The 16,833-nt window shown below is 68.6% G+C and carries 13 protein-coding genes; 9 read left to right on the top strand and 4 right to left on the bottom strand.

Going from position 1 to position 16,833, the window contains the following annotated elements:
- The 7 genes from ACWEKS_RS46290 to ACWEKS_RS46260 form a co-directional block, all read left to right on the top strand.
- On the top strand, positions 1-2,562 hold a 2,562-nt coding region (locus ACWEKS_RS46290), incomplete at its 5' end, for a DUF5691 domain-containing protein (protein ID WP_452346063.1).
- 2 nt (positions 2,563-2,564) lie between these two features.
- Complete coding sequence (locus ACWEKS_RS46285; RefSeq protein WP_379394360.1) at positions 2,565-3,659, top strand: ATP-binding protein; 1,095 nt, start codon at positions 2,565-2,567, stop codon at positions 3,657-3,659.
- Positions 3,656-5,980 carry a DUF5682 family protein gene (locus tag ACWEKS_RS46280; protein ID WP_452346062.1) on the top strand — a complete coding sequence of 775 codons (2,325 nt, stop codon included), beginning with the start codon at positions 3,656-3,658 and terminating at the stop codon, positions 5,978-5,980. The genes ACWEKS_RS46285 and ACWEKS_RS46280 overlap by 4 nt, the downstream gene beginning before the upstream one ends.
- Before the next feature lie 46 nt (positions 5,981-6,026).
- On the top strand, positions 6,027-7,199 hold the full coding sequence (locus ACWEKS_RS46275; protein ID WP_452346061.1) for a VWA domain-containing protein: 1,173 nt from the start codon (positions 6,027-6,029) through the stop codon (positions 7,197-7,199).
- A gap of 193 nt (positions 7,200-7,392) precedes the next feature.
- On the top strand, positions 7,393-8,832 hold the full coding sequence (locus tag ACWEKS_RS46270) for a protein kinase domain-containing protein (RefSeq protein ID WP_452346060.1): 1,440 nt from the start codon (positions 7,393-7,395) through the stop codon (positions 8,830-8,832).
- Between the two features lie 172 nt (positions 8,833-9,004).
- The gene (locus ACWEKS_RS46265; RefSeq protein WP_452346059.1) at positions 9,005-9,934 is read left to right on the top strand and encodes an EamA family transporter; all 930 of its coding nucleotides are present in this window, start codon (positions 9,005-9,007) and stop codon (positions 9,932-9,934) included.
- Positions 9,935-9,995: 61 nt separating this feature from the next.
- Entirely contained in the window at positions 9,996-10,868 is an 873-nt protein-coding gene (locus ACWEKS_RS46260) for an SDR family oxidoreductase (protein WP_452346058.1), read from the top strand.
- 770 nt (positions 10,869-11,638) lie between these two features.
- Here ACWEKS_RS46260 and ACWEKS_RS46255 read toward each other — a convergent pair.
- Both ACWEKS_RS46255 and ACWEKS_RS46250 read right to left on the bottom strand, forming a co-directional pair.
- Positions 11,639-12,343 carry an RICIN domain-containing protein gene (locus ACWEKS_RS46255; RefSeq protein ID WP_452346057.1) on the bottom strand — a complete coding sequence of 235 codons (705 nt, stop codon included), beginning with the start codon at positions 12,341-12,343 and terminating at the stop codon, positions 11,639-11,641.
- A 78-nt stretch (positions 12,344-12,421) separates the two neighbouring features.
- Positions 12,422-12,982 carry a TetR/AcrR family transcriptional regulator gene (locus tag ACWEKS_RS46250; protein ID WP_452346056.1) on the bottom strand — a complete coding sequence of 187 codons (561 nt, stop codon included), beginning with the start codon at positions 12,980-12,982 and terminating at the stop codon, positions 12,422-12,424.
- Positions 12,983-13,099: 117 nt separating this feature from the next.
- Between ACWEKS_RS46250 and ACWEKS_RS46245 the strand changes: the two genes are divergently transcribed.
- Positions 13,100-14,362, top strand: a complete 1,263-nt coding sequence (locus ACWEKS_RS46245) for a lipase family protein (RefSeq protein WP_452346055.1) — start codon at positions 13,100-13,102, stop codon at positions 14,360-14,362.
- Positions 14,363-14,884: 522 nt separating this feature from the next.
- Entirely contained in the window at positions 14,885-15,073 is a 189-nt protein-coding gene (locus tag ACWEKS_RS46240; RefSeq protein ID WP_452346054.1) for a hypothetical protein, read from the top strand.
- A 613-nt stretch (positions 15,074-15,686) separates the two neighbouring features.
- Here ACWEKS_RS46240 and ACWEKS_RS46235 read toward each other — a convergent pair.
- Both ACWEKS_RS46235 and ACWEKS_RS46230 read right to left on the bottom strand, forming a co-directional pair.
- A complete protein-coding gene (locus ACWEKS_RS46235) occupies positions 15,687-16,133 on the bottom strand; it encodes a DUF4189 domain-containing protein (protein ID WP_452346064.1) in 447 nt (148 codons plus the stop codon).
- Between the two features lie 510 nt (positions 16,134-16,643).
- On the bottom strand, positions 16,644-16,833 hold a 190-nt coding region (locus ACWEKS_RS46230; protein WP_452346053.1), incomplete at its 5' end, for a hypothetical protein.

The raw sequence follows: 16,833 nt of genomic DNA, 5'->3' as shown, positions 1-16,833 counted from the left end.
CACGCCCGGGGTGACCGCGTCCACGAAGGTGTAGTCGCTCAGCAGGTTCCGCACGCCGATCAGCGCCGCGCCCGGGTCGCCGCCGGTCTGGCCGATCTGGACATCTGGCTCACCGACCAGGTGCGCACCGGCCTCGCGCAGTCGGATCGGTCGATCCGGGCCTTCGAGACGGTGGCGGCCCGCATGGTCGACGCGCAGGCTCCCGGCATCGCCGCGACCCTGCGCCAGTTGCCGCTCGCCACCACCCATTCCGAATGGCCTCGGCTACTGCTGCGCGAATACGCCCGCCTGCACCTGCTGACCGCCGCGCACGCCCGCCTCGACACCCTCTCCCCCGGCCTGCGGGCCAGCGTGCGCACCCACATCGGGTACCCCACGCCGGCCGACACGGTCCGCGCCGAACCCGGGGTCCGCGACCGCTGGCTGGTCCTGGGCATCCGGATCACCACCGAAGACGGCCTCTACACCCGCCGAGTCTGGTTGCGCGGCCGGACATCCGGCCGCTGGGCCCTGCTCGTCGACCACCACTACGGCAGCCCCGCCTTCCCGAACGACACCCCGGCCCCCGGCTTCCAGGTGGACGCGAACCTGCACTTCTACCCCAGCGCCACACCCCTGCGCGCCCTCTGGGGCGACCGCCACGAAGACATCCCCGAACCCTTCACTACCCTCCCGCTGCACACGGCCGGTCCCCCGGACCGGAACGGCACCATTGCCGCTGCTCTCGTCGAGCAGGCGCGGGCGCTGGGGGCCGATCCGTTCCTGCGGTCGTGGCCGGTGCTCCTTGCCGAGGTCGTGCCCGTTCGGGGTGAAAAGGGCTGGTACATCGTGGAGTCCGGTGGCGATGCGCTGCCGGTGTCGACCGCCGAAGGCGAGCCGTGGCGATTGCTCGGGCTCTCCGGCGGGCATCCGGTCACGGTGATCGGCGAGTGGACGGTGGGCGGGTTGGTGCCGGTTGCGGCGCTCGCCGCCGGGACCATGGTGGATGTTGGTGTGGCACAGGGAAATCCGATGCCGATCCGGGGTGGCGTCGAGGATTCCGCGAGCGCCGAGCTGGTCTCGGCGGCGCTCGTCGGCACGGCGCGACGCCAGGCCGACCTGTCGGGATTGGCGTCGCCGGTCGCCGCCGCGACGACCGCGTTGACCGGGGATCGGGCCGCGGTCCTGCTGGAATCGATTGCGCTGCAGGACTGTTTCGCACGCGGCGGTGTCTCGGCCACCTCGGCGGAGCGCAGTGCGGCCGCGGCCGATGACGAACGACGGTTGCTGCCGATCGCGGCGGGTGCGCGGCTGACCCACCTGCTGGCCGACAATTCGCCGTTCCTCGACGAGTGGTTCGCGCTGGCCGGGCCGCGGGACTTCCGCGCTCCGGACGGTATGGTCAGCGGCCTGCTGGATCGGGCCAAGGCGCTGGCATCGCATCGGGAACCGCTGCTGCGGCTGGCGGGTGCGCGGGGTCGCTGGCTGGCCGCACAGCATCCCGGCTGGAAGTCGCTGGTGCGGGCCGCCGCCGAGGACGAGGGCGTGTGGTCGCACGGCCGGGCCGCGGAGCGGCGCAGCTGGCTGTCGCAGCTGCGGCAGCGGGATGCGGCGGCCGCGCGGGCCGCGCTCGCGGCGTCCTGGGGCACCGAGTCCGGGCCGGGCAAGGCCGAACTGCTGGCGGTGCTGGCGGACGGACTCTCGCTCGACGACGAGGCGCTGCTGGAGACCGCCCTCGACGACCGGCGCGCTGAGGTGCGCCGGCTGGCCGCGGATCTGCTGGGGCGGCTGCCGGATTCGGCCTTCGCGCGGCGGATGGCCGACCGGGCCGCGGCCTGGCTGAGTTTCGGTTCCCGGCCGGTGCGGCCGCAGCTGGTCACCACCGGTCCGGGCGTCCTCGACGAGGCGGCCCGGCGCGACGGTGTCGGAGATTCCTTCGGCTACACCGCCTATCGCGCCGATGGCGCTCCCGATCTGTCCACCGAATGGCTGCACCGGGTGGTGGCCGCCACGCCGCTGCGGCACTGGGAGCGGCTGCTCGGCGCGGCCGAGCAGGCGGTGCGGATGCCCATGGCCGAGGGCATGCGCGGTCCCATGATCGCGGGCTGGTCGGATGCCGCGCTGGCACAACGGAATCCGGAGTGGGCCCGGGCGCTGTTCGGGGCCGTCTCCGGCTCGGACGCCCGCGACGCCGACACCGACAAGCTGCGCGAGTTGTTCGCGCTCCAGCCGGAGGCCGATCAGGTGCGCTACCTGCGTGGCCTGGATTCCAGCTGGCTGGCCGAGATCGAATCCATGTTGCGCGCCATGCCGCATCCGTGGCCCGGCCCGATGGCCGAGCACGTGCTGCGGCTGCTCACCGAGCGCGCCCAGCTGTGCGCCGACCGGCCGGGTGCGCCCAGCCTGGTGCCCGGCTCCTATCGGACGCTGTTCCGCGCGGCGTCCGCTCACTTCCCGGTGGCGGTGGCGGGCATGGTGTCCGGCATCGCCCGCCGGTGCGCGGATCCGTACTGGGAGCAGGCCTTCGACCAGCTCGCCCATGACCTCATCGACCGCAAGACAATGCTCGAGGAGCTGCAGTGACCATGACTCAGGAACGGGACGCCCTGCTGCGCCCGCACGCCGAACAGGCCTTCGCCGACGAACTGAAGGCCCTGGCCGCCACCGACGATCGCCCGCGTCCGCCCTCCTGGAAGCTGTCGCCGTGGGCGGTGGTCACCTACCTGCTGGGCGGCACGCTGGCCGACGGCACCGTGATCACCCCCAAGTACGTGGGCCCGCGCCGGCTCATGGAGGTCGCGGTCGCCACCCTCGCCACCGATCGCGCCCTGCTGTTGATCGGTGTGCCCGGCACTGCGAAAACGTGGGTGTCGGAACACCTTTCGGCCGCCATCGCCGGGCATTCCACGCTGCTGGTGCAGGGCACCTCCGGCACCGCCGAGGAGGCCATCCGCTACGGCTGGAATTACGCCCGGCTGCTGGCCGAGGGTCCGAGCGAGGCCGCGCTGGTGCCCTCGCCCATCATGACCGCCATGCGCGCCGGCTCCATCGCGCGGCTCGAGGAGCTCACCCGCATCCCCTCCGATGTGCAGGACGCGCTGATCACGGTGCTGTCGGAGAAGACGCTGCCGGTGCCGGAACTGGGCATGGAGGTGCAGGCGGCCAAGGGCTTCAATGTGATCGCCACCGCCAATGACCGCGACCGCGGCGTCAACGAGCTCTCCTCCGCGCTGCGCCGCCGGTTCAATACCGTGGTGCTGCCGCTGCCGGCCGGCGAGGACGAGGAGGTCTCCATCGTGACCCGCCGCGTCGAACAGCTCGGCGCCGCACTGGAATTGCCCGCCGTCCCCGCGGCGGCCGAGGAGATCCGGCGCGTGGTGCGGGTCTTCCGCGAACTGCGCTCGGGCATGACCGAGGACGGGCGCACCAAACTCAAGTCGCCGACAGGCACGCTGTCGACGGCCGAGGCGATCTCGGTGATCACCAATGGCATTGCGCTGGCCGCGCACTTCGGCGACGGCGTGCTGCGGCCCGCCGATATCGCGGGCGCGGTGCTGGGCGCGGTGGTCAAAGATCCGGTCGCCGACCAGGTGGTGTGGACGGAATACCTGGAGGCCGTGGTGCGGCAGCGCCCCGACTGGGCCGACTTCTACCGGGCCTGCCGCGAGGTCCACGAATGACCACCGCCGTCGCGGTATCGACCGAGACGCGGGTCTTCGGCATCCGCCACCATGGCCCGGGTTCGGCGCGCTCGCTCGCGTTGGCGCTGGCTCGGTTCCGACCGGACGCCATCCTCATCGAGGGGCCGTCCGACGCCGATCCACTCATCGGTTACCTTGCGGCCGAGGGGATGTCGCCGCCGGTGGCGCTGCTCGCCTATCAGCCCGACAGCCCGGCCAAGGCCGCGTTCTGGCCCTTCGCGACCTTCTCGCCGGAGTGGGTGGCGCTGCGGTACGCGGTGGACAACGATGTGGCCGTGGGCTTCTGCGATCTGCCCGCGAATGTCGCGCTCGCGGTGGCGGACGAGCCCGGCGACCGGACCGATCCGCTGGCCATCCTGGCGGCCGCCGCCGGGTACGACGACGCCGAACGCTGGTGGGACGCCATCGTCGAATCCGCCTCGGACGCCGACATCTTCGCTGCCGTCAACGAGGCCATGGGCGCCTTGCGGGAGCACGCCGAGCACCTGGACGGCGCGACCGCCGGCCGGGAATCCGATTCCGTTGTCCCGGTCGAGGGGTCCGAGACAGCAGCGGAGGACGAACCACTCTCGGAGGACGGACCGGTCTCCATCGAGTCGGTACGGATCACGGTGGACGCGCACACGTTGCGGCGTGAGGCGCACATGCGGCAGATCATGCGAAAGGCCTTGAAGGACGGCGCACGGCGGCTGGCGGTGGTGTGCGGCGCGTGGCACGCGCCGGCACTGGAGGGCAAGCTGGGCCCGGCCGCGGCCGATGCCCGGATCCTCAAGGGCATGCCGAAGAGCAAGGCCACGCTGACCTGGGTGCCGTGGACGCATTCGCGGCTGGCGAGCTCGTCCGGCTACGGCGCGGGCATCACCTCGCCGGGCTGGTACCACCACCTGTTCACCGAGACCGAGCAGCCCATCGCGCGGTGGCTGACCAAGGTGGCGGGCACGCTGCGGGCCCACGATCTGCCGGTGTCCAGCGCGCACATCATCGAATCCGTCCGGCTGGCCGACACTCTCGCCACCCTGCGGGGGCGGCCGCTGGCCGGGTTGTCGGAGGTCACCGAGGCCACCCGGTCGGTGCTGTGCGACGGTAACGAGACGTTGTTGCGGCTGGTCAGTACCGAACTGGTGGTGGGCGAGGCGCTGGGGACGGTCCCGGACGGGACGCCGACGGTGCCGCTGGAGGCGGATCTGCGGGCCCAGATCAGGACGCTGCGGCTGAAGCAGCAGGCCCTGGAACGGACGGTGGATCTGGATCTGCGCACCGACGGCGGGCTGGCGAGATCGCGCCTGCTGCACCGGCTCCGGCTGCTGGGTATCGGGTGGGGCAAGCTGACCGACAGCCAGGTGCGCAATACCGGCACCTTCCGGGAGACCTGGACGCTGCGATGGCGGCCGGAGCTGGCGATCTCGATCGTCGAGGCGTCGCGCTGGGGCACCACGCTGCGGTCGGCGGCCGAGGCGAAAATCCTCGATACGGCGCAGGATCCGGACGCGACGGTCGGGAAGGTGGCGTCCGTGCTGGAGGAGGCGCTGCTGGCCGATCTCGGCGGGGCCACCGACGGGCTCATCGCGCGGCTGGAATCGGTTGCGGCACTGGATCACGACGTCACCCATCTGATGTCCGCGCTGCCCGGATTGCTGCGGATCGTGCGCTACGGCGATGTGCGCGGCACGGACAGCGCGGCGCTGACCCGGGTGGCGGACAGTCTGCTGGTTCGCAGTTGCGCGGGCCTGCCGGGCGCGGTGACCGGGCTGGATGCCGACGCGTCCGCCGCGCTGCGGGCTCAGCTCGATGCGGTGCATCTGGCGCTGTCGGCGCGGGACGACGAATGGGCCACCGGGACTTGGCTGTCCACGCTGGAGACCCTGGCCGGTCGCGATGACGTCAATGGCGGGATCGTCGGGCGCGCGGTCCGCCTGCTCTGCGATGCCGAGCGCATCGACGGCGCGGAATCCGGGCGCCGACTATCCGCGGCGCTGTCGGTCGGGCGCACCGCTCCCGACAAGGCGGCCTGGATCGACGGCTTCTTGGGCGGGCGCGGGCTGCTCCTGGTCCACGATCGAAACCTGTTGTCGCTCATCGACGATTGGCTGTGCGGGCTCGACGAGGCGCAGTTCGTCGCCACCCTGCCGCTGCTGCGCCGGACCTTCGGAGCGTTCGAATCCGGCGAGCGGCAGGCCATCGGCCAGGCCGTACGGCACGGCGCGCCAACGGCTTCGGGCGCGCGCGGCACCGACTACGACACCGGCCGCGGCGAGCTCGCCATGCGCGGGGCGGCCGAGATCCTCGGAGTGGCGGGATGACCGCACATCGAAACCGGGGCGTTGCCGAACTTTCGAGGGGATTGTCATGAACGAGATGGACGAGGCACAGGGGCGGCGGTGGCGGCTGGTGCTCGGCAGCGCTGGTGAGGCCGGACTCGGGGGCGGCGGGCTGGGCAATGCCGACGATCAGGCGATGGATCGGGCGCTGGGGGCGCTCTACGATTCCGGCGGGCAGGGCGGGAGCGGGCGGCGCTCGGGCGGCCTGGGGGGCTCCGCGCCGCAGGTGTCGCGGTGGCTGGGCGATATCCGCCGGTACTTCCCGTCGACGGTGGTGGAGGTGATGCAGCGGGACGCGGTGGATCGGCTCGAGCTCACCGAATTGCTGCTCGAGCCCGAGCTTTTGGAGGCGGTCGAGCCGGATGTGCATCTGGTGGGGACGCTGCTGAGCCTGAACCGGGTGATGCCGGAGACCACCAAGGCCACCGCCCGCACGGTGGTAGAGAAGGTGGTGCAGGAGATCGAGCGGCGGATCGCGGCGGCGACCGTGGCCGCGGTGGGCGGGGCGCTGAACCGGGCGGCGCGGGTGTCGCGGCCGAAGCTGCGGGATATCGACTGGGACCGGACCATTCGCAAGAACCTGACGAACTATCTGCCCGAGCATCGGACCGTGGTGCCCGAGCGGCTGGTCGGGTACGGGCGCAAGGCGCAGGCGGTCAAACGGGATGTGGTGCTGGCCATCGATCAGTCGGGATCCATGGCGTCGAGCGTGGTGTACGCCTCGGTGTTCGGCGCGGTGCTGGCGTCCATGCGGTCGCTCTGCACCTCGCTGGTGGTCTTCGATACGGCCGTCGTGGATCTCACCGAGAAGCTGGCGGATCCGGTGGAGGTGCTGTTCGGCACGCAGCTGGGCGGCGGCACCGATATCAATCGCGCTATCGCCTACTCGCAGTCGCTCATCACCCGGCCGGCGGACACGCTGTTCGTGCTGATCTCCGACCTGTACGAGGGCGGCGTCCGCGCGGAGATGCTGCGGCGCATTCGCGCCATGAAGGAGGCCGGGGTGCAGGTGGTGGTGCTGCTGGCGCTCTCGGACGAGGGCGCTCCGGCCTACGACCGCGACAATGCGGCGGCGCTGACCGCGCTGGGCGTGCCCGCTTTCGCCTGCACTCCGGACCGCTTCCCCGACCTGCTCGCGGTGGCTCTGGATCGCGGCGATGTTGGGACGTGGGCACACAAGGCTCTGCACTGCCAGACATAATGGGCACGCACCACATGGCGACCCAGCCATAAGGTGCACTGGATGATGGAAGCCCAAAGGTTCGCGGCCCGTCTCGTTCTGGACTGACGGAGCGGGGGAGCGAGGCGGAGGAGCGGAGGAGGGCGGAACGAGACCTCCAGGGCCGCGAACCCGCCCGGAGCGAAGCGGAGGGCAAAAGATTCGGAGGGCTGATTTGCGCTCTGGTGATGTGTTCGCCGGTTACGTCATCGAACGCGAGCTCGGTCGCGGCGGTATGGGCTCGGTGTATCTGGCCAAGCATCCGCGGCTGCCGCGCATGACGGCGCTGAAGCTGCTGAATCAGGAGATGTTCGCCGACGACGAGATTCGCGCCCGCTTCATCCGCGAGGCGGATCTGGTCGCCCGGCTGGACCACCCGAATATCGTCACCGTGTACGACCGCGGTGACGAGGGCGAACAGCTGTGGATCTCCATGCAGTACATCGACGGGATCAACGCCTCCTCGATCACCCCCGGCACGCTGCCGCCGCTGCGCGCGGCCCAGATCATCAGCGAGACCGCCAAGGCGCTCGACTACGCGCACGGTCTGGGCGTCCTGCACCGCGATGTGAAGCCGGCCAATATCCTGCTGGCCCGTTCGTCGTCCAAGACCGGCTCCGGCGAACGTGTCTACCTGACCGACTTCGGGATCGCCCGCCTGCGCGACGACACCGGCCACCTCACCCAGACCGGCACGGTCACCGCCACGCTCGCCTACGCCTCGCCCGAACAGCTGACCGGTGCGTCCCTCGACGGCCGCTCCGACCAGTACTCCCTGGCCTGCACGCTCTTCCAACTCCTCACCGGCACAGTCCCGTTCGAGGGCACCAGCCCCGCCGCGGTCATCCGCGGCCACCTCCAACAGCCCCCTCCGCCCGCGAGCCCGCTCCGCCAGGCGCTGCCGCGCACCATCGACGCGGTCCTCACCAAGGCGCTCTCCAAGCGGCCGGCCGACCGGTACCGCTCCTGCGTCGAATTCGCCGCCGCCGCCGAACGCGCCCTCCAGGCGCCCCGCCCCGCCGCGCCCCCGCGCCCGCCGACCCCCGCGCAGCCGCAGCCCGTCGTCGCCCCGCGCCCACCGACTCCCGTCCGGCCACAGCCGGTGATCCAGCAGCCGCCGAATCCGACACCGTCGACGCCGCGCCCGCTCGTGGGCCCGGGCCCGTCCTACCCGAACCAGGCCCCGTCCTACCCCAGCCCGGGCCCGGCGTACCCGGTCCCGCCCACGTCGAACCCGTCCTTCCCCAACCAGCCGACTCCGAATCAGCAGGGATCGACCCCGGCGTACCCAAATCAGCCTGCGCCGCAAACCTTTTCTAATCCGGCTGTGGCCCCGGCCCCGTCGTACAACCAACCGCAGGCCTACGCCCCGCGCACCAACCCACCCCCGACCTACACTCCCCCGCAGCGCAATTCGAACACGACGGCCTGGCTGATCGCCGCCATCGTCACGGTTCTGGTCATCGTCATCATCGTGATCGCGGTGATCATCAAGAGCAGCAAGTCCAAGGCCGACGCGCCTCAGCTTCCGGACACGATCGTCACCTCGGCCTTCGCAAACGCCCTAACCCCCGACAACGCGTTGGGCGACAAGCCCTTCCACATCACCGTCTGAACCAGCCCCGCCGGGTCACCGAGTTCCACCACAGGCAGGTGCCACCCGCCCGACGGCGATGAGCCTTCGGTCGAGCAGCGGCCGTACCGGTAGGCGTCGCAACGGCCGACTTCGATGACGCACCTCAGAAATTCTGTGGTCAGGTACGCGATCCCGCGGTCAGACTGCAGCGGTGGCGACGACGAAAAGGGTTGGGCGGCCTCCGATCCGAGTCCAGGCCACCGGGTGGGCTCTGACCTCATGGGCACTGTTCGCGAGTTCCGGGCCGGTGGCCAAGGCGGTGATGGCGACGGGCTGGTCCCCGGCGGCGGTGACGTCGGTTCGGATCACGTTGGCCGCGATACTCCTCGTCCCGGCCGTTGCCGTATTGCGGCCGCGGGCACTGCGGTTCCGCCGTGCCGACCTGTGGTTGTTGCTCGGCTATGGGGTGCTCGGCGTCGCCGGGGTGCAACTGTTGTTCTTCGTTGCGGTGGCCCGGATTCCAGTCGCAGTAGCGATGGTGCTGGTCAACCTCGCTCCCGTGCTGATCGCACTCTGGGTGCAGACAACACGGCACACTCGGCTGCCCGCACCGGTTTGGCTCGGCATCGGATTGGCGCTGACCGGCTTGGCCCTGGTCGCACAACTCGGGCACAGCACCCACCTGAACATGCTCGGTCTTGCCGCCGGTCTGGGCTCAGCGGTCTGCTCGGCCGGATACTTCCTGCTCGGCGAACACGGTGCCGGCAGGCACGACCCGGCCGGGCTGACTGCCCTCGGATTGACCATCGGCGCAGTAGTGGTGTCAGTGTTCACCCCGCCGTGGACGCTACCCGCCCACTTACTCACCGCCCCTGCTGTATTGGGCGGTCTGCAGGCTCCGGTGTGGCTGCTCTTGCTGACCCTCGCCGTCGCCGGCACCGTGCTGCCCTACCTGGCCGGACTCCGAGCCCTCCGCGACCTGCCCTCAGCTCCGGCCAGCGTGCTGGCCGTGGCCGAACCTCTGGTCGCCGCCGCGTTGGCCTGGCTACTGCTCGGCCAGTCGCTTGGGCCGACACAAATAGCCGGGGCGGTGATCATGCCGATCGGCGCGATACTCGTGCAGCTGAGCGCCCCGAGGTAGTACGGGAAATAGCGAATTCTCGTGATGTGGCGGGGTGGTCTTCAGCGGAAGTATTCATGTCATGAGCAGCACAGAGATTCGCAACTCCCGCCCGACCGTTCTCGTCACCGGAGCGACCGGGGGCGTCGGTCGTCACCTTGTCTCCACCCTCCTCGCTCGCGGTGTCGCGGTCCGCGCGCTGACCCGTAAGCCCGAGGACGCCAACCTGCCCGAGGGGGTCGAGGTTGTCGCGGGTGATCTCGCTGACGCCTCGACCCTCGGGGCGCAGGTGTTCGAGGGTGTTGATCGCGCCTTCGTATTCCCGGCGCGGGGCGTCGACACTTTCACGGACGCGGCTGTGGCCGCTGGAGTGCGCCGGTTCACGGTGTTGTCCTCGCTGGCCGCGGCGATGGAATTCCCCCGTGACCACGGCTCGGCGAGCCAGCTGCACCACAGTGCCGTGGAAGCCGCCGTCACCGAGCGCACCGATGGGTGGACGATCCTGCGCCCCGGCACCTTTGCCAACAACCTGCTCGAATGGCGGTGGCAGATCAGCTCGGGTGCGCCGATCCGGGCACCGTACCTGGCGTCCGCTCAGGCCCCGATCCACGAATTCGACGTCGCCGAGGCCGCCGCCGAGACGCTGCTGTCCGACGAGCACATCGGCCGGATCATCCCGATCACCGGCCCGCAGGCGCTCACCCGCGCCGAGCAGGTCGCCACCCTCAGCGCCGCGCTCGGCCGGGAGATCCCGCTGATCGAGATCACCGCCGACGAATTCCGCGCCGAGACAGCGCAATTCATTCCCGAGCCGATCATGAAGATGCTGCTCGACTACTGGAGCGACACCCTCACCACCCCCGACCAGGTGCGTCCCGCCACCGTGCTGACCGGCAAGCCCGGACGCACCCTCGCCGAGTGGGCCGAAGACCACCGCGCCGACTTCGGCGCATAACGACCTGCTGACCATGCGGCCCGGCCATCCAGACCGGGCCGCCCCGTCGTACCGTCGTCACTCTCACCATCGCCGACTACTCGGCCCAACAATGCCCTCGGCGACAAGTCATTCCGCGTAGTCCTCAGACTGGCCGATCAGGTCAGCGCGGTATGCGGCAGGATAGTGCGTTCCGCGCATGCGACTTCCGGTGGATTCCAGTCGACACCAGGGGGTTTGGTTAGCCAATTCTGTCAGTCGCCCTCTGGTGCCAGTGACTTGGGCTGGGTGCAGAAACGTGTAGCGAGGCTGAACTTGTCGGTGCTGGAGGCGGACGATGGTGACGGGTCGCCACACCTTGAAGCTGTCCGGCGACAGATACCGAACTCGGTTCGACATTGACCTTTCTCGGCAGCTCGGAACTGGTCTCGGGCAGCAGCATGTTCCGAGCGCCCGATGTGACGGTGGAGACGATGGTCGTAAGCGCTTCCGATACCACCACCCCTTGTCTGCAATAGCGGCCGACCGGGCGAGCCGCACCCGCCGACAACGCCTCATCGAACCACCATGACGACATCGCGAATACAAGGTCGGTAGCCCCTCACGCAGTCATCTCGTCACAGCCGTCATGACTCACGTTTACCAGCACACCCGTCCGATACGCGCAATTCGGCAGGAGCGGACGTTCCGCGGGCCTTGGATCGGCACGGCCAGTTGATCTTCCGATACCCGGCGCTGGCCGGTTCGGTCAGCGCGCCATGCGGCAGAAGAGTACGTCTGGCAGTATGCGGTCACCACTGCTGCGCGGGTCCACCGTTGCACGGGATGACCTGAACGACGCTCGTGAGGGTTCTGCCCTCGAGGGTTTGGCCGTCCAGGCACATGGCTCCGTCGAGGCCATTGTGGAGAGTGTTGCCGGGCCCGGTGAACCACTCCTGCACGAGGCCGCCGTTGCACGGGATGACTTGAGCGACTCCGGTCAGGGAGATGCCGTCCATCGTCTGCGCGTCCAGGCACATACCCGGGTTGAGGCCGTTGCGCAGACTGTTGGCGGATCCGCTGATCCACTGCTGCGCGGGTCCACTGTTGCAGGTAATGACTTGAGCGACCCCCGTAAGCGTGACACCGTCCATCGTCTGCGCGTCCAGACACGTGCCCTGAACGAGCCCATTGACCAGCGTCATACTCGCCGCCGAGGCCGACGGCGCGCAGATCACCATTGCCGCGGCGGCCAGCGCGGCTCCTGTCCCGAGCAGCCGCACCGGCTGTCGACTTCCCCGCTGCGCCGACGAATCGTCCGCCGACTGACCCACTCGAGTAACCAGCGACTTCTTCATATCGTTCCCCTCCGCATCGCAACCAACATCTGGAGCGACTTCCGTTGTAGCCGAACATCTTCCGTCCGACGCGAAGTGAAAGTATCCAGGCCAGCTTTCAAGATCCTTAACAACCTCATGCGCCCGGCGCGCCCGATCGCACTCGATAATGTCGGGCATCGTCCTTTCGAATGGGGCGCGCATGGATGATGTGCTCGGCCACAGGGCATTTGAAGCAAATGGCCGTATCTGTTCCGCTCAGCGTGGGAATCCTCGCGGGGCACGCTCATCGGCGTTACCGTGCAGTGCCGACGGCCGTGCGTTACCCGAGATGGTCTCTGCCCGTTGATCTTCGAGGTCGCCGCGTGGCCGATCCGAGCCGCGCGCCACGCGGCAGGAGCGTGCGCTGCCATGCGGGCATGGACGGCCAGCCCAACCGTTCCAAACATGCACTACAGCTGAGGAATTGGCGCGAAATCGCTGTTCTACAGCGGATTGTGCGGGATTGCACCGGTCGAACGGAACTCGGCATGTGTAGACACTGGCCGGCCTCGGTTCGGCAACAGCCGGTTGATCTTCCGCGGTGCCGCGCTGACCGATTCGGTCAGCGCGACCAGCGGCATGAGCAGATATTCGTGAGCTGCAGCAGCGCCTGTGGAAGTGGTGCAGAAGGCCCGATTGCGGGATCTCGGCATCGGCGGCAATACGCGCCAGCGAGCTGCCCCGATACCCATGGCGCGCGAAGTGCTCGAACGCCACCTCGATGATCGAGGTACGCGCTAGTTCGCCTGATCGCTGCGTGGAATCTGTGGTCGTCATGAGGTCGAATTCTCATGGCAAAGCACCGGTCGACTGGCCGACTAACTGTTCAGTCAGTTACTATCCCGGCAGCCGTTCGCCGTTGAGCGGCGGACGACCACCGAATAGGAGCGGAACATGCGTCGGACAGCGGGAATTGCCGCGGTCGCACTCGGAATGACCTTGTTGTCGATCACTTCGGCGACCGCCGAGCCGGGCAACGATCAACACGACGGGTCGCTCTCGGCGAGCGCACCGGCCCTGGCCGAGGACCTCCCCCCGGCCGCCGGTTCGGTGGTGCCCGACGCCGATCCGTTCTACACAGCGCCGCCGAACCTCGAGTCCTACCGCAACGGGCAACTCGTCGACCACCGCGAAGTCACCGTCGACCTGGCCACACCGGTCCGCGCCTGGCAATTGTCGTTCCGCACCAACGACTCTCGTGACCGAGCCGAACTGGGCGTGACGACCGTGCTGGTCCCGACCGCACCGTGGACCGGTCCCGGGCCTCGGCCGGTGGTCTCCGAACAGCTCCCCGAGGACGCGACCGGCACCCGCTGCGCACCGTCGTACACCCTCGTGAAGGGCACCGTGCAGTCGGCCGACCCGGTGATGCAGATGCTCGCAAAGGGCTGGATCGTGGCGGTGCCCGACCACGAAGGACCGAAGTCGGGCTTCTTGACCGGGCCGCGGACCGGTCACACGATTCTCGACGGCATCCGGGCGGCCGGCCAGTTCGAGCCAGCCGAGATCGGGCCCGACGCGGTCTGGGCGCTCGACGGCTACTCCGGCGGCGGGGCCGCGACCGCGTGGGCCGCTCAGATCCAACCCTCCTACGCCCCCGAACTGTCCTTCGCCGGCGCCGCGATCGGCGGGGTCCCCGCCGACCTGACAACACTGACCGCCCGATTCGATGGAAGCATCTTCTCCGGCTACAACTTCGGAATCCTGGTCGCCTACGACCGCGAGTACCCCGAAGCCCACCTCGGTGACCTGTTCGACGAGCGCGGTCACGCCGCGATCGCCGCAGCCGGCAACGCCTGCGTCGACGATTTGCTCGCCAACTTCGCGCTCCGCCGGTTGAGCGACCTCGCCCACGGCGCCGACCCGCTACAGGCACCCCGGTTCGCGCAAGTCCTGCGCGACAACTCCCTGGGAGCCGCGGCCCCGACCATGCCGATCTTCAACTACCACACCGCCACCGACGAGATCGTGCCGGTCGACCAAGCCGACCACCTCATGGCCCTCTGGCGCGCCGCCGGAGCCACGATCGTGACCGTGCGCGACCCCCTCGATGAGCACGGTCTGGAGGCGTTGCACCGCACACCCGATGCCCAAGCATTCCTCGCCGACCGGGCAGCCGCCAGCACAACCTCGGCCGACCGGCGAGGACCGCGCTGAGCAACATAGGTCAGCGCGGTATGCGGCAATACAGGATGTTGCGCTTTGCAACTCTCCTTCGAGACTGCTATCTGCTTGCTGCCTCCCGAGTGTGAGCGTAGGCCGGATACCGCTGCGCCAGAGCCACATCGAACGCGGCCGCTGCCTCCGCCGAATCCCAGTGATGGAATTCGGTGGCACACGCAGGCTGTTCGCGACCACCGGCATGATGCCTATCAGCAGAGGACGTCAGATCATCCGTACCAGCAGATCTTCTTCAGCGCGTGCGGATCGAGCCACCAGCGGTAGCCGATCGCGGCCAGCACCATGGCGGCCGCCGCGACAGCGAAGCCGGTCATCACCCACGGGCCACCACGCCGGGCAGTGGTTCCACGCGCCCGCCACACCGATAGGGAACATCTCAGTGCTACAGCAATGATCAACGCGGCAATCAACGACATCGCCCATGCCGGTCCGGCGATCGGATCCCGCCCGTGCTGGTCCCTCGGTCCGTACAAGCATCCGGCGACAACTGTCACCACAATGGCCACGACCGTGGCCCAGCAGCTGACCACCTGGTGGGCACGCCCCGATCGCTGTCTGTGTCCGATCCGGGTGGCCGACATCATGACGATCGTCAGGGCCCCGATTCCCGCGCAGAGTGCCAAGGAGTTGAACGCCGCCGCCGAGACCGGTACCGGCGTCGTATCACTGCAGCCCATTCCGCGGTAAACGTTGTGCTCGAAGGCGGCACCGAGGCTCATCGCGGTCATGCCGAGGCAAACCAAGATGGCAGGTGCTAGAGCCAGGACCCACCCGCTCCCTGGTCTGCTCTCTGAAGCAGTCACGCCGCCAGAGTATGTCGAATTCGAGCTTCGAGCCGGATGACGCTGCGTCCCAATCGAAAAGGCACGACCGGGGACCGCCCGGACTCCGGGGTTCGGCATCGGTACACCGACCCGCCCTCTCAACGAGCTAGAGCAGGCGAACAGGCCCACTGACTGTGATGATCAATCGAACCAGGCGCACCGCACGGGCTTACGATCGCACGAAAGTCGGCATTACGGTGCGTTCGGCTGGCGCCGGATGCGCACGGCCAGTTGATCTTTCGCAGACCTGCGCCGGTCGGTTCAGGCAGCGCGGTATGCGGCAATAGCGTGCGTTCGCGGTGACAGGGCAGCCCCGGCAGGCCTGAAGATCCTGGTCTACACCACAATGCCGTGCGACGCTGGCTCGAGAGACTGCGGTTCGATCGAGAAACCACTGTGCCCCCCAACCGAATTACCAGGCGGGGCACAGTAGCTGTCAGGTCCGGCACCGAAGTTTCGGCGGTGCCACCCGCGAATCATGCGTTGGCGGTGCAGATTACATCGTTGATCGCCGTCGCCGACAGGTCCGCGGAACCGACATTGGCCAGCATGGCCCGCGGATAGACTCGGGAGAGACTGGAATAGGCCTCGCGGAGCGCGGACGCCCGGTCGGGGCCAGCGCCGCTGCCGACCGCGACGTCGTCTCCAGCGTCGTTCCGGTACACGAGTGCGCCACAGCCGTCCGACCAGGCCACAAGAACGGCGCAGTCGGAGATGCCGCCGTAACTGCAGTTGGCCATCGCCTCGTCGATCGCCTCGCCGCGGCTGCCCGCATTGACAGTGGTTCCGTAGCTCCAGTTCTCGACACTGAACGCGATCGCACCGTGGAGATCGGCCGCATTCGCCGTACCAGCACCGATCGCCGACCCGGCCGCAAGGCCCACCGACGCGATCCCGACTACGGCCTTACGCATGAACTTCATCAAGCATTTCCCTGTCAACGTATGGAGAGACTTACCCGACGAATCATGGCTGATCACTGTCAGATTCGCCAAAAGGCCTAAAGTCCCAAACCCCGCCGGCGAGTATCCTCGAGATCGCGGACGCGCTCAATGGTTAGGCAAGTCGAGTCGGCGCGACGTCACAAACGGTTGACCGCAACTGCTGAATCGGCATAAGTGCGCTACCGGCGGCCGGACGGCGTCTGCTGGTTGATCTTCCGATGTCCCATGCTGGCTGGTTCGATCAACGCGGGACGCGGCAATTGAGGACGTTCTGGCTGGTATTGGTCACCGTTTGTGTCCTATTGCCCACGATGCTCGCAGCATTGATGTTTCGGCAGTCACCCGAGCGTCTACTCGATCATCCGCAACTGCCGCCGACCGTGCCCGCACATTTCGATCGCTGGTGATCGCTCGAACCTGGCAATTGCACATCGGCATAGGGGCTGAAAAACCGCTGTATACGAACATCGGCAACATCTCCGGGCATGCTCAATTCGGCATGAGCGCCACTGCCGGCGGTCGTACGGCGCTCTGCCCGTTGATCTTCCACGCACCCGCGCTGGCCGGTTCGGTCAGCGCGGTCAGCGGCAATAGCGGATACTTGCTGCCTTCAACCGCGTTCACCGCGCTGATCTTGTAGGCGGCTGTCGTGCTCTCTACATCTGGCCAGCCAATGGTC

It is taken from the genome of Nocardia sp. NPDC004711, assembly GCF_053601595.1.
This window is presented reverse-complemented; position numbering and strand designations above follow the sequence as displayed.

Excerpts from the sequence above, each read along its gene's own strand:
- ACWEKS_RS46285 (WP_379394360.1), top strand. The coding sequence starts at position 2,565 with ATGACTCAGGAACGGGACGCCCTGCTGCGCCCGCACGCCGAACAGGCC.
- ACWEKS_RS46280 (WP_452346062.1), top strand. The coding sequence starts at position 3,656 with ATGACCACCGCCGTCGCGGTATCGACCGAGACGCGGGTCTTCGGCATC.
- ACWEKS_RS46275 (WP_452346061.1), top strand. The coding sequence starts at position 6,027 with ATGAACGAGATGGACGAGGCACAGGGGCGGCGGTGGCGGCTGGTGCTC.
- ACWEKS_RS46260 (WP_452346058.1), top strand. The coding sequence starts at position 9,996 with ATGAGCAGCACAGAGATTCGCAACTCCCGCCCGACCGTTCTCGTCACC.
- ACWEKS_RS46255 (WP_452346057.1), bottom strand. The coding sequence starts at position 12,343 with ATGCCCGACATTATCGAGTGCGATCGGGCGCGCCGGGCGCATGAGGTT.
- ACWEKS_RS46250 (WP_452346056.1), bottom strand. The coding sequence starts at position 12,982 with ATGACGACCACAGATTCCACGCAGCGATCAGGCGAACTAGCGCGTACC.
- ACWEKS_RS46245 (WP_452346055.1), top strand. The coding sequence starts at position 13,100 with ATGCGTCGGACAGCGGGAATTGCCGCGGTCGCACTCGGAATGACCTTG.
- ACWEKS_RS46240 (WP_452346054.1), top strand. The coding sequence starts at position 14,885 with ATGGCCACGACCGTGGCCCAGCAGCTGACCACCTGGTGGGCACGCCCC.
- ACWEKS_RS46235 (WP_452346064.1), bottom strand. The coding sequence starts at position 16,133 with ATGAAGTTCATGCGTAAGGCCGTAGTCGGGATCGCGTCGGTGGGCCTT.